The sequence below is a fragment of the Pedobacter frigiditerrae genome, from assembly GCF_004331645.1.
Lineage (GTDB): Bacteria > Bacteroidota > Bacteroidia > Sphingobacteriales > Sphingobacteriaceae > Pedobacter > Pedobacter frigiditerrae.
This window is the reverse complement of sequence record NZ_SJSK01000002.1, coordinates 589,152-602,525: the sequence shown is the minus strand read 5'-3', so window position 1 is coordinate 602,525 and position 13,374 is coordinate 589,152. Positions and strand designations below refer to the sequence as shown.

The following is a 13,374-nucleotide window of genomic DNA, read 5'->3' as shown; positions in this document are numbered from 1 at the left end:
CCTATGAAAAGAATTATCTATTTATTGTTATTACTTCCAAGCATTGCCTTTGCCCAAAATTACAGTTTAAAAAAACTGGCTTCGGGCACAAATACCAGTATGCGAGGTTTATCTGTTTTATCTGATTCTATTGCTTGGATAAGTGGAAGTGGTGGTTATGTTGGTAAAACATTAAACGGTGGGAAAACATGGGAATGGATGCAGCCTAAAGGATATGAAAAATTAGATTTTAGAGATATTCAGGCTTTTGATAACCTAAAGGCAATCGTGGTAAATGCAGGTTCCCCAGCCTATATTCTATCAACAATTGATGGTGGCAAGACTTGGAGAGAAGCTTATAAAAACACTGATTCGGCTATATTTTTAGATGGAATGGATTTTTGGGATGCGCAACAAGGCATTATATTTGGTGACCCAATTAAAAATAAAATGCAATTGCTAAAAACTACCGATGGTGGTTTAACTTGGCAAGATATTTCTGCAAATCTTAAGCAAGAATTAAGTGTTGGCGAGGCTGGTTTTGCAGCTAGCGGCACAACTATTAGAACCGGACAAGGCGGTAGGGTATGGGTTGCAAGTGGCGGCTCTAAATCAAAAATCTACTTCTCTAACAATTATGGTTATAAATGGAAGGTGTACGATTGCCCAATTATACAAGGTGAAAGTAGTACAGGTCCATTTTCAATTGCTTTTTATGACGCAAGAAATGGTATCGCCGTTGGTGGAAACTATTTAAAGGATAAAGAAAACACTAATAATGTTGTTGTAACAAAAAATGGTGGTAAAACTTGGGAAAAACCATTAAGGCCAGTTCTTGGCTATCGCTCAGCAGTTGAGTACTTTAATAATAAAATTTGCTTTGCAACAGGTTCTTCTGGTACAGATTATTCTTTAGATGGTGGCAATACTTGGATTAACATCTCCACTCAAAACTTTAATGCTTTACAAAAAGCCAAAAAAGGCAGTTTGGTTTTATTGACTGGAAATAAAGGAAATATCTATCAATTGATTTGGTAGATTTTCTTCTTCGTCATTGCAGACAAGAAGTAATCTCTTTACTTAAAATTTTGTGATACATTTATTTATCGATTTATAGGTATTTGATTTACTTATATAAACCATTAATAATTTTTTCTTCATCATTTGTAAGGAATTGGTTATTCTTCAGACTACCATTACAAAGAACTTGCAAAAGTTATATTTATTTAATGGCTGATAAAAATCTTAAAACAGATCCAAATTTATGGGTAGCGCTTTATGCAGATAAACTGTATCGTTTTGCTCTAAAAAAGGTTTTTTCTGAGGAATTAGCAAAAGATTTAGTGCAAGAGACATTTTTGGCAGCATTACAAGGAATGCAAAGTTTTAAAGGAGAAAGTACTGAGCTCACTTGGTTAACTGCCATTTTAAAAAATAAGATCATAGATAGTTATAAGAAAAAGAAGCTTCCGATTGAGCAATTAACTGATGATGTTTTTTTTGAACATGATGGACATTGGAAGAGTCAACCCTTAGAAATTGGTATAAACGAAAGTAATCCTTTAGAGAATAAGGAACTAGGCAAGGTACTAGAGGAATGTATGAAAAAATTACCAGCACTTTGGTTAACCGTTTTTAGTTTAAAGTATGTTGATGATAGTTCTACCGAATTGATTTGTTCATCGTTAAGCATAACTGCTGCAAATTATTGGGTAATTGTACATCGAAGTAAGCTGAGCTTGAGAGCTTGTTTACAAAAACATTGGTTGTAAATATGGGATGGATGGAAAATAATAATAGGGATTGTAAAAAAGCCACCTTTTTAATAGAGAAAGGGATGCACACGCAATTACATCCAGATGAAAAAATAAAGCTAAAGCTGCATCTGTTCAGTTGTTCTTGGTGTAAAACTTATCAGCGCCAAAGTAAATATATTGAAACTATGGTCGGTAATCTTTTTAATCAGCCGAAGAGAGAAAAACTGACTGATGATTTTAAAAACAATTTACAATCATTAATCAAAGAAAAATTAAATAAATGAAAATGAAAAAAATCTTATTAATTGCACTTGTTTTATTTACAACAACTAAATTATTTGCACAAGAACCTTTAAAAATTGGAGACAAAGCCCCTTTGTTTAGTCTAAAAGATAACAATGGAAAGCTTATTGACTTGAAGAGTGTTTTGAAAGGGCATAAATCTGTAGTGCTATTCTTTTATCGAGGTCAATGGTGCCCGTTTTGTAATAAACACATCAAAAACCTGCAAGATAGCCTGCAAGTATTAACAGCTAAAGGTGCTTATGTAATTGGTATTTCGCCAGAAACCGCTGCTGGTATTGATAAGACAATTGCAAAAACAAAAGCTTCATTTAGTATTATTAGTGATAGAAACTATAATATAATGAAAGCATATAAAGTTAGTTATGTAATGGAGCCAGGTTTGGCAGAACGTTACAAGAAAGGAGGACTAGATGTTGCGATGGCAAACGGACAAACTGATTACGTATTGCCTGTACCGGCAACTTATATCATAGACAAAGCCGGAAAAATTAAGTTTGTATTTTTTGATAAAGATTACAAAAAACGCCCTTCGGTAAGTGTTTTAGATGCAAATCTGTAAATTTAATGACATTTAACAAAAAACTGCAACGATGTTTAATCGTTGCAGTTTTTTGTTTTATAGAATTTATAGTTTATCAATCCTTTGTCATAAATCAGCTACATTTTTGATAGAAACTTTGTATGGTTAAACATATAGTTAAATTTGTTGTTTAACAAAAATGTTAAACATAATTGTAAATGGCAGTAAAAGATAAGGGCACGGAGCAACTGATAAAAGATACAGCAAAACGTATCTTTTTTTCGGAGGGGAAATTACACGCTACAACACAAGACATCGCCGATGCGGCAGGTGTAAACAGGACATTATTAAATTATTATTTCAGGTCTAGAGATATTCTTTTTGAGCAAGTTGCTACAGAAGCCCGGCAAGAAATGTCGGCAGTGTTAGACCCGGTTTTCGAAGCTGAATTAGAATTTAAAGAAAAATTAGAAAAATTAATCACGGTTTTTATGGATCAGGCTATGAAATTTCCTTATCGGGAAATGTACGTGGTGACTGAATTTAACAGGACATCAAGAGTTATTCCAGAAGAGAAGAAAACCATTGTAAAAAGATTTCTAAAAGAAATTAGTGCTGAAATGGATAAGGGGAAAATTAGAAAGATGGATCCAAAGCAATTCTGCATCAACTTATTCGCCTTGATGGCTTACCCATTAATTACAACTTGCCTTAATAAATCATTATATAATGTTAATGATGCAGAATATTTGAAATTGATGAAAGATAGAAAGAAGTTAATCTTCGAAATGATATACCAATAAATAAAAATGAAACACAAAAGCAACCCCAACATAAATATGAAAGCAACAATTAAATTATCATTCCTGTTAATAATAGGTGCTGTTTTGGCTTCTTGTAATGGCGACAAGGAAGAAAAGGCAAAACAAGCCGCTGCGGCGGCGGCAATGCCACAACCGTATTCGGTTTTTGATATCAGCACACAATCAACTACTTTAAACTCAGATTACCCAGCTACAATTGAAGGGATTCAGGATGTTGATATTAGACCGAAGGTTGATGGTTTTATAGAAAGAATTTATGTTGATGAAGGTGCTGTTGTGAAAAAAGGTCAACTACTTTTTAAAATAAATGCCCCACAATACGAGCAGCAAGTTAGAACTGCTGCAGCAGCAATTAGCAGTGCCGAAGCAAATGTAAGTGCAGCGCAACTTCAAGTAAATAAAACAAAACCTTTAGTAGAAAAAGACATCATTAGTAAATATGAATTGGATGCAGCTTTGTTGACTTTACAAAGCAGAAGAGCAGCTTTAGCACAAGCAAAAGCAGAACTTTCTAATGCTCGTGTAAACTTAGGTTATACTTCTATTACAAGTCCGGTTGATGGTATTGTAGGTAGTATTCCTTTTAAAACCGGAAGTTTAGTAAGTGGTAGTAGTGCTCAACCTTTAACAACTGTATCTAACATTGCTAAAGTTTATGCTTACTTCTCTTTAAATGAAAAACAACTGTTAGATTTTTCAACCACTTATAAAGGAAAAACCTTAGCCGAGCAAATGAAAAATATTCCTGCGGTAAGTTTAGTATTGGCAGATGGAACTATTTATGCCCAAAACGGTAAAATAGAATCGATAAACGGACAAATTAATACAGCTACAGGTTCAGCTAGTTTAAGGGCAACTTTCCCTAATCCAACATCATTATTAAAAAGTGGTTCGAGTGCTTCGGTTCGTATTCCTCAGCATTTTGATGATGTGATTTTAATCCCACAAAAATCTACAGTAGACTTACAAGGAAAGAAATTTGTTTACGTTTTAGGCGATTCTGCTAAAGTTGTAAATACAGAAATCAAAATTAAGGAAATAACTAAAGGTAATTTTTATGTAGTTACTAGCGGTTTAAAAACTGGCGATAAAATTGTTTTTGAAGGTTTCCAATCTTTAAAAGACGGAACAAAAATTAAACCTGTAGCATTAAACAGGGATTCGGTGTTTGCTGAAATCAAAAAATAGCAATCGTAAATCGTCATTCAACAATCGTAATTAAATTTTATGTTTAAGAAATTTATAGAAAGACCAGTATTATCAACGGTAATCTCCATTATCATTGTAATTCTAGGCATATTAGGTTTAGTTACCTTACCAGTTTCACAATATCCAGAAATTGCACCGCCAACAGTTCAGGTATCAGCATCATACCAGGGTGCAAATGCCGATGTGGTCATGAGTAGTGTGGTTATTCCATTAGAAGAGCAAATAAATGGGGTAGAGAACATGACCTATATGACTTCTTCTGCCAGTAATGATGGTACGGCAACAATTACTGTAAACTTTAAATTGGGTACAAACCCAGACCTAGCGGCAGTAAACGTACAAAATCGTGTGGCTAGAGCAAGCAGTTTATTACCTGCTGAGGTTACACGTTCTGGTGTAGTTACCGCTAAAAGACAAGCTAGTAACGTACTAATATTTGCTATTTATAGTGATGATCCTTCTTATGATCAGAAATTTTTGCAGAATTATGCCAATATTAACATCATTCCTCAGATTAAACGTATAAATGGAGTAGGTGATGCAAGTGCATTTGGTTTAATGGACTATACCATGCGTATTTGGCTAAAACCAGATGTAATGGCAACTTATGGTTTAGTACCAAATGATATTAGTGTAGCCTTGGCAGAACAGAATATAGAAGCAGCTCCAGGTCAATTTGGAGAGCAAGGCGATCAATCTTTTCAATACACTTTAAAATATTCTGGCCGCTTAAAAGATGAAACACAATTTAGCAACATTATCATTAGAACTGGTGCTAACGGACAAGTATTAAGGCTAAAAGACATTGCTAGAATAGAACTAGGGGCACAAAGTTATACCAGTTCAGTAAGATTTAATGGTAAGCCTGCATTAGGTATTGCAATTAATCAAACCGCAGGCTCAAATGCAAAAGAGGTAATTGAAAATTCTCTAAAAGCTTTAGACGAAGCTCAAAAATCGTTTCCAAAAGGTGTTCATTATACTACCTTGATTAACGTTAACGATTTCTTGGATGCCTCTATTGAAAAAGTAATACACACTCTGATTGAAGCATTTATTTTAGTGTTTTTAGTGGTGTTTATCTTCCTGCAAGATTTCCGTTCTACATTAATTCCGGCTATTTCTGTTCCAGTGGCAATTATTGGTACGTTTTTCTTCCTGAGTTTATTCGGTTTTACCATTAATTTGTTAACGCTTTTTGCATTGGTATTAGCCATTGGTATTGTGGTAGATGATGCAATTGTGGTAGTTGAGGCGGTACACGCCAAACTAGACCACGGTTATAAATCTGCTAAAAAAGCTACTGTAGATGCAATGGATGATATTAGCGGTGCAATTATATCTATTACTTTGGTAATGGCTGCGGTATTTATCCCGGTAAGTTTTATTCAAGGTTCATCGGGGGTATTTTACAAACAATTCGGCTTAACCTTAGCTATAGCGATTATTTTATCAGCTGTTAACGCTTTAACATTAAGTCCTGCTTTGTGTGCCATTTTCTTAAAGCCTCATGCAGATGATCACGAAAAACCGAAAAACTTTTTACAGCGTTTTTATGTAGGTTTTAATACTTCGTTTGATTTAATGACCAACCGTTATAAAAAATCTGTTAGCTTTCTGTCTCGCAAAAAATGGGTGGCCATTGCAGGTATTTTAGGTTTCGTGGTTGTTTTGGTATGGACAATGAATACTACGCCGAAGGGTTTTGTGCCAAATGAAGATTTGGGAACCATCATGTCTGATATTTCATTACCAGCCGGAACTTCAAACGAACAAACAGAAGTTGTAATTAAGCAAATTGATGATATAGTACATACCATTCCTGAGATTAAAAACTCTTTGAGGATTGTGGGTAGAAGTATGATTAGTGGTACTGGAAGTTCATACGGAATGGTAATATCTCGTTTGGTGCCGTGGGATGAAAGAAAGCGTGATGTTAAAGCAATCATCGGCGAATTATTTGCTAAAACAGCAAAAATTAAAGGCGCTAAAATTATTTTCTTTGCCCCTCCAACCATTCAAGGTTTTGGTACAAGTGGTGGTTTCGAATTTCAGTTACAAGATAAAACAGGTGGCGACATTAGGAAATTTAATGAAATTGGTAACGCATTTTTAGCGGCATTAAGTAAAAGGCCCGAAATATTGAATGCTTATACCTCATTTAACCCAAATTTCCCTCAATATCAAGTTGATGTTAATGTGGCCAAAATTAAACAAGCTGGTTTAGCAGTAACAGATGTTTTAGGCGTTTTACAAGGCTATTATGGCGGAGTTTATGCTTCAAACTTTAATAAATTTGGTAAACAGTATAGGGTAATGTACCAAGCAGATGCGGCTTACCGTGCTAACCAACAAACCTTAAACAGTATTTATGTGAGAAATTCAACTGGTGCCATGGCTCCAATAACTGAGTTTATCACACTTACTAAAGTTTACGGACCGCAAGCCATTTCTCGTTTTAACTTGTATACATCAATTGCGGTAACTGGTGCGCCAAAAGCTGGTTTTAGTTCAGGTGATGCACTTAAAGCTGTGCAAGAAGAAGCAGCTATTCACTTACCTGCAGGCTATGGATACGAATTTTCGGGCTTATCCCGTGAGGAAATGGCAGGTGGTAATCAGACTATATTTATCTTCTTGCTTTGCGTTGTATTTGTGTACTTCCTTTTAGCTGCACAGTATGAAAGTTATATTTTACCATTGGCAGTTTTAATTTCTCTACCTATTGGATTAGCAGGTGTATTTATTTTCGATAAGATTTTTGGTGTTGATAATAACATCTATACACAGATTACTTTAATTATGCTGGTTGGTTTATTAGCTAAAAATGCCATCTTAATTGTAGAATATGCAGTTGATAGAAGGAGAAAAGGAATGAGTATTGTTAATGCAGCAATTGAAGGTGCAACTGCTCGTTTACGTCCAATTTTGATGACCTCATTTGCATTTATTTTAGGTTTATTGCCATTAATGCTTTCATCTGGAGTTGGTGCCGCTGGTAATACTTCTATTGGTACAGGTGCAGTTGGCGGAATGTTAATTGGAACCATCTTCGGGATATTTGTAATTCCGGCTTTGTTTATCATTTTCCAAACGCTACAAGAAAAGGTAAGCAGTAAATCTCCATTTGATGAAGATGTGCATAACGAACAATCAGAACTTGAATTTCCGGCAGTAGATAGTCGCGAACATTAATCTTTAATATATGAAACTCAATAATAATAGATATTCTATATTCTTCATCGGCTTTGCTATACTTACTTTAAGTGCTTGTGTGACTACAAAATACAATCGCCCTGAGGTAAGAAGTGACAATTTATACCGAAACAGTAAGACAACAGATAGTGCAACAATTGCAACCTTACCTTGGCGAGATATTTTCGGCGATGCCGCTTTACAAACGTTAATTGAACAAGGCATTAAAGAAAACTTAGATTTAAAGCAAGCCATAGAACGCATCAAAATAGCTGAGGCAACTTTATATCAAAATCGCATGGCGATGTTGCCAAGTTTGCAGGGCGATGTTTCGGTAACCGATGCCAAACAATCTAAAGCTGCATTAAACTTTCCAGCTGGTGTAAACATTAATCTAGAAACTCAGACTTACAGAGCTCAATTAAGTACAAGTTGGGAAGCCGACATTTGGGGTAAATTAAGCAGTGCTAAACGTTCTGCCTATGCTAGTTTATTACAAACTGACGCCGCCAAAAGAGCCGTTCAAACACAGTTGATTGCTAATATTGCCAATGCTTATTATAATTTATTAGCATTGGATAAACAATTGGCCATAACAGAGCAAACCATAAAAAGCAGAACAAAAGGCGTAGAAACGATTAAGGCTTTAAAAGAAGGCGCTGTGGTAAACGGTGCTGCGGTAGTACAAAGTGAAGCTAATTTATATGCCGCTGAAGTTACCTTGCCAGATTTAAAAAGAAGCATTAGAGAAACAGAAAATGCTTTAAGTATTTTAATTGCTGGTTCTCCTGGAAGTATTACTCGTACTTCTTTAGACAGCCAAACACCATATAACGATTTAAAAACAGGTGTTTCTGCACAACTCTTACAAAACAGGCCAGATGTACAAGCGGCAGAGTTTTCTTTTAGAGCCGCGTTCGAGAATACAAATGTGGCTAAAACTTACTTTTATCCTGCTTTAACTTTAACCGCATCTGGCGGATTATCTACTTTGCAATTAAAGGATTTCTTCAGCAATGCTGTGTTCTATAATTTGGTTGGCGGAATAACACAACCGATCTTTGCTAGAGGACAAAATAGAGCTCGTTTAACAACTGCCAAAGCCCAACAACAAATTGCATTTTATGCCTTTCAACAAACACTTTTAACCAGTGGACAGGAAGTTTCTAATGCTTTATTTGCTTACCAAACGGCAGCTCAAAAAGAAGAAACAAGGGCTAAACAAATTGCTTCATTAACAAAAGCGGTAGACTTTACCCAAGAATTATTAAGATATACTTCGACAACTAACTATACCGATGTTTTAACATCTGAGCAGAGCTTATTAACTGCTCAATTAAATGGCGTAAACGATAAATTACAAAAACTACAAGCAGTGGTTAATTTATACCGTGCTTTAGGTGGTGGTTGGAGATAAAGAGCGTTTAAGTTTTGATTAATTTGAGAGGTTCGTAGCAATACGAGCCTTTTTTGTTTAGTTGAATTTAAGAAATAGGATTCTGATAATTGTTATGTTGTTATATTTGCCAAATGGATATTTTCCCTGCCCAATATTCCACATTATCTTCAAAAGCGATAGGTGTTTTTTTAGCTAGTCAATATGATCTAAAAAACCCAAGTTGCCGTTTGCTCATTCACAATGTAAGTGATACTTATATTTTAGAGGGTGCTTCAAGTAAATACATTTTCAAAATTTATAGAGATAAGCATCGTAAGCTAGCAGAAATTAAGGCTGAAGTTGAGTTATTAAATTTGATACATAAACAAGGAGGTTCAGTTGCTCATCCTATAAAAGACGTAAATGGGGAAGAAATACAATCTTTTAATGCGGTAGAAGGAACTCGGTATGGTGTGTTGTTTACTTATGCTTTAGGGAAAGTTGTGCCTGATATGAGCAATGAACAATTAGCAACGCTTGGCAGGGAAATGGCAAAATTGCATAACATCACATCTGCTATTACGCTGAGGAATACTAGGAAGGAGTATTCAATTGAAACTATGCTTTTAAAACCTCTCGAAGTTTTTAAACCTGCATTCAAAGAATTGCCGGAAGAATATTCTTTTTTAAAAGAAAGTGTAATTAAAATAGCAAAAAAAATAGAAACGTTCGACTTGCATAATTTTAGTTATGGCTATTGTCAGTATGATTTTTTGCCTAAAAACTTTCACTTTGCAGAAGATGGGAAACTAACTTTTTTCGACTTTGATTTTGCTGGACAAGGACATTTGATTAATGATATCGCTTCATTTTATATCCATTACTTTTTAGAGGTTTATGGCGGAAAAATAACACAAGAAGAAGCCGATAAATGCTTCGCTGTTTTTGTAGAAAATTATAGAAAGGTTAGAAATTTAAGTGATGATGAACTTGCAGCAATTCCTTATTTCGGCTTTGCATTTTGGATATTCTATCTAGGCTTTCAATATGAAAATTTCGATGATTGGTCTTGCATCTTTTTTAATTCAAATTATTTGAAACATCGCACTGCTCTTATTAAAAAATGGAAAGAGTGGTATATTAAATAAATAGTTTTAACCATTTATTAAAGACTACCTTACCAATCGGTGATTTGCCGATTAAATCCATTTTATTGGAAAAAATCTTTGATACCCTAATTGATAGTTTTATTGCAGATAAAGTAGGCATAGCCGATGGCTTTTTAAGCACAAGTTTAGCCCAACATTTAAAAGAGAATTTAGCTAAGTTATATACAAATCAATTGATGCTTTCTGCTGGAACAGGAAATGAAAAAGTTGTTAATCACGATAAATTAGTGAGAAGCGATGTGATTTATTGGTTGGATAGAAGCCACAACAATCAATACGAAAACGATTTTTTCGATTTGATAGATGCTTTTGTATTACATCTTAATTCGACTTGTTATACTGGAATCACAGGTTATGAATTTCATTATACGCTTTACGAAAAAGGAAGCTTCTATAAAAAACACATCGATCAGTTTCAACAAAATGGGAGTAGGGCTTATTCTATGGTGATGTATTTAAATGCAGATTGGAAGCAGAATGATGGGGGCGAATTGCGAATTCATCATCAAGATAGCGAACAAAATATATCGCCATTAAATGGTAAGTCTGTCTTTTTTAAAAGTAGCGAACTGGCTCACGAGGTTTTGGTAACTAACGAGCCAAGAATGAGTATTACAGGTTGGTTGAAGGTTTAATCAATATTCCCAATCCAATCTTTAACTATTTGCCTAAAGTTTTTGCCAATTGGTAATTCAGTGCCATTTTTTAAATAAATACAATTGCCTTCTGCGTAATGCACAAACTTCTTATTGAGCAAGTAAGATTTATGGATACGGATAAAATTTTCAGCTGGTAATTGTTCTTCAAAACTGCTTAAAGTCCTTGCAGTAAGAAGGAATTTTAAATCTCGATAGACTTTTACATAATTGCCTAAACTTTCTAAATATTGGATATCATCCACATCAATTAAAATACTCTTTTTATCGCTTTTTATAGAAATCTGTTGATTTGAACTAGGGTTTTTATTTTCGATACGCTTTCCGGCAGTTGCTTTTAGATTATAAATCTCTAAAGCCCTATTTGCAGCTTTTAAGATACGGTCGAAGCGAAATGGCTTGTGTAAATAATCGCAAACCTCTAAGTCGAAGCTTTCTAAGGCATACTCTTCGTAAGCCGAAGTAATAATGATAAATGGCTTATGTTTTAAAGTTCTGATAAAATCTAAACCACTTAATTTTGGCATTCTGATGTCCAAAAAAATGAGGTCAATTTCATTCTTGTTTAAAAACTCCAGCGCATCCGTTGCTCTGTAACATTGTCCTTTGGTTTCTAGAAAAGGAATATCCTTAATGTATGATAAAATGATATCATGTGCTAAAGGTTCGTCATCTATGATTAAGCAACGTAAACTCATTTCAGTTTTAAATTAAGCGTTACTTTAAAAATAGAGTTTTCATTGCTAATTTCCAGTTCGTATTGATTTGGATATAACAAAGCCAATCGTTTTTTCAAATTCTCTAGTCCAATGCCAGGTTTGTTAAGGGTATTCTCCAGTTCAAAAGAATTCTCGCAAATAAAAGTAAGTTCTTTCTTATCAGACTTAATCGACACGTTTAAAAAAGCAGCATTTTCAGCAGGTTCTATTCCGTGTTTAAAGGCGTTTTCTATTAAAACAATTAACAATAAAGGAGCAATGTTTAAGCTTTCATTAGCTATTTCCTTATTAAAATTAAAATTTAATTCCTTTTTTAACCTAATCTGTTGTAAATCTATATAATCTTCAATGTACTTTAATTCCTGTGCAATAGTTACGCTTTGCTCTTGCCCTTTATAAATGGTGTAGCGCATCAGCTCTGCTAACTGCAGAATACTTTCAGAAGTTTTATCTGACTTTTGCAGACTCAACGCATAAAGATTATTTAAGGTATTGAAAAAGAAATGTGGATTAAGTTGTTGTCGCAATAAACTTAATTCAGTTTCTGATTTCTCTTTTTCTAATGATAAAATCTGATGATTTTGCTTGCCCCATTGCAAAGCTAGCACGAAAGGCAAACTGATAACCATAATGCCAATAGCACCAAAAGCATTCTCTAGGTCAAATGGATTGGTAAGGAAAATGTCTCTACCAAAAATGGTATTTAATGGAAGGGAAATGAGGAGTTGAGCTAAGATTGGATAAAGAATTGCTATTGTGGTTAATAAGCTTAGAATGTAAATGATCAGTCCTTTGTGTTTTAAAACTTTGGAAACCAAAACTCTACTGTTAATGATGAAAAGTAAATAACCGCATAAATACATCAATAAAAATTGGACGAAAAAGCTTAAAAAGCTTCCGAAGTTTTGTAGAATTTTAATGAAATCAAATTCAAAGCCAACCAATAAACGCTCTTTTGTATGATAAATGGGGTTGTTTAAGCTAGAAGTAGCCATCGCAGAGATGGTAACAGCAATCAAAACAATGGTAATGAAAACAGCGTTCTCTAGCCCGATTTTTTTTATCCACTTGATGTGTTGTATTTTTTTATGGTAATAACTGTTAAGATTTAACAATAATTCTAACCCAAAAGCAGCACTGGCGAGATAAATAAAATCTGTGTTTTCTAAATTTCCTAAGTCTAAATAAACAGTGCCAATGGTAAATAGCGGCAATAAAATAACGAAACAACTTATCCAATAAAACCAATATTGTTTTTGAGTTAAGGATGTTTTGAGCTGTTCCTTGTAAAAGCTAAAAATAAGAACAGGTAATAGGCAAATGCCCAAGTATAAAACCGAAGAGAAGAAGCTCGACCAAATATCAGCCTTTATTCCTGCCACATTCAAGATGGAAACCCAAAGTAACAAGCCAATAAAAATCAAAAAATCTTGATACTTGAATAGAGTACTGTATTTGCTAGAACTGGTTATCATAATTATATATAAAAAAACGCTAAATAGTCGAGCTGCTCAAATCTAAATGACAAAAGGCTATTTTTTAATGATGAAGGGAAAAAATCTTCAAAATCATCCAATTTTAGACTTTCGTCACTGTTTTCCTTGCTTTCGTCACATAAGTTTATTCAGTTTCAATTGTCTATCTAATTTGCAACTGTATTAT

General features: G+C 34.2%; 12 protein-coding genes. 10 read left to right on the top strand and 2 right to left on the bottom strand.

Translation table 11 applies throughout. The features are described from left to right. Positions 1-3: 3 nt before the first annotated feature. From EZ428_RS09445 to EZ428_RS09400, 10 genes are all read left to right on the top strand, one after another. A complete protein-coding gene (locus EZ428_RS09445; protein WP_131552899.1) occupies positions 4-1,017 on the top strand; it encodes a WD40/YVTN/BNR-like repeat-containing protein in 1,014 nt (337 codons plus the stop codon). A gap of 191 nt (positions 1,018-1,208) precedes the next feature. Beyond that, the gene (locus tag EZ428_RS09440; RefSeq protein ID WP_131552898.1) at positions 1,209-1,751 is read left to right on the top strand and encodes a sigma-70 family RNA polymerase sigma factor; all 543 of its coding nucleotides are present in this window, start codon (positions 1,209-1,211) and stop codon (positions 1,749-1,751) included. 11 nt (positions 1,752-1,762) lie between these two features. Beyond that, on the top strand, positions 1,763-2,020 hold the full coding sequence (locus EZ428_RS09435; RefSeq protein WP_131552897.1) for a hypothetical protein: 258 nt from the start codon (positions 1,763-1,765) through the stop codon (positions 2,018-2,020). Between the two features lie 2 nt (positions 2,021-2,022). Further along, the gene (locus tag EZ428_RS09430) at positions 2,023-2,601 is read left to right on the top strand and encodes a peroxiredoxin family protein (protein WP_165501744.1); all 579 of its coding nucleotides are present in this window, start codon (positions 2,023-2,025) and stop codon (positions 2,599-2,601) included. A 179-nt stretch (positions 2,602-2,780) separates the two neighbouring features. After that, positions 2,781-3,365 carry a TetR/AcrR family transcriptional regulator gene (locus EZ428_RS09425; protein ID WP_131552895.1) on the top strand — a complete coding sequence of 195 codons (585 nt, stop codon included), beginning with the start codon at positions 2,781-2,783 and terminating at the stop codon, positions 3,363-3,365. 36 nt (positions 3,366-3,401) lie between these two features. After that, positions 3,402-4,574: an efflux RND transporter periplasmic adaptor subunit gene (locus EZ428_RS09420; RefSeq protein WP_131552894.1), complete on the top strand. Its 1,173-nt coding sequence runs from the start codon at positions 3,402-3,404 to the stop codon at positions 4,572-4,574. A 39-nt stretch (positions 4,575-4,613) separates the two neighbouring features. After that, positions 4,614-7,790, top strand: coding sequence for an efflux RND transporter permease subunit (locus EZ428_RS09415; RefSeq protein WP_131552893.1), 3,177 nt, complete (start codon positions 4,614-4,616; stop codon positions 7,788-7,790). 10 nt (positions 7,791-7,800) lie between these two features. Continuing rightward, a complete protein-coding gene (locus EZ428_RS09410) occupies positions 7,801-9,207 on the top strand; it encodes an efflux transporter outer membrane subunit (RefSeq protein ID WP_131552892.1) in 1,407 nt (468 codons plus the stop codon). 113 nt (positions 9,208-9,320) lie between these two features. Next, positions 9,321-10,316: a phosphotransferase enzyme family protein gene (locus EZ428_RS09405; protein ID WP_131552891.1), complete on the top strand. Its 996-nt coding sequence runs from the start codon at positions 9,321-9,323 to the stop codon at positions 10,314-10,316. 65 nt (positions 10,317-10,381) lie between these two features. Beyond that, on the top strand, positions 10,382-10,972 hold the full coding sequence (locus EZ428_RS09400) for a 2OG-Fe(II) oxygenase (protein ID WP_131552890.1): 591 nt from the start codon (positions 10,382-10,384) through the stop codon (positions 10,970-10,972). Here the strand turns inward: EZ428_RS09400 and EZ428_RS09395 are convergent. Together EZ428_RS09395 and EZ428_RS09390 are read right to left on the bottom strand one after the other, a co-directional pair. Then, positions 10,969-11,691, bottom strand: coding sequence for a LytR/AlgR family response regulator transcription factor (locus EZ428_RS09395; protein WP_131552889.1), 723 nt, complete (start codon positions 11,689-11,691; stop codon positions 10,969-10,971). The genes EZ428_RS09400 and EZ428_RS09395 overlap by 4 nt on opposite strands. Continuing rightward, positions 11,688-13,187 carry a sensor histidine kinase gene (locus EZ428_RS09390; protein ID WP_131552888.1) on the bottom strand — a complete coding sequence of 500 codons (1,500 nt, stop codon included), beginning with the start codon at positions 13,185-13,187 and terminating at the stop codon, positions 11,688-11,690. The genes EZ428_RS09395 and EZ428_RS09390 overlap by 4 nt, the downstream gene beginning before the upstream one ends. Positions 13,188-13,374 lie beyond the last annotated feature (187 nt).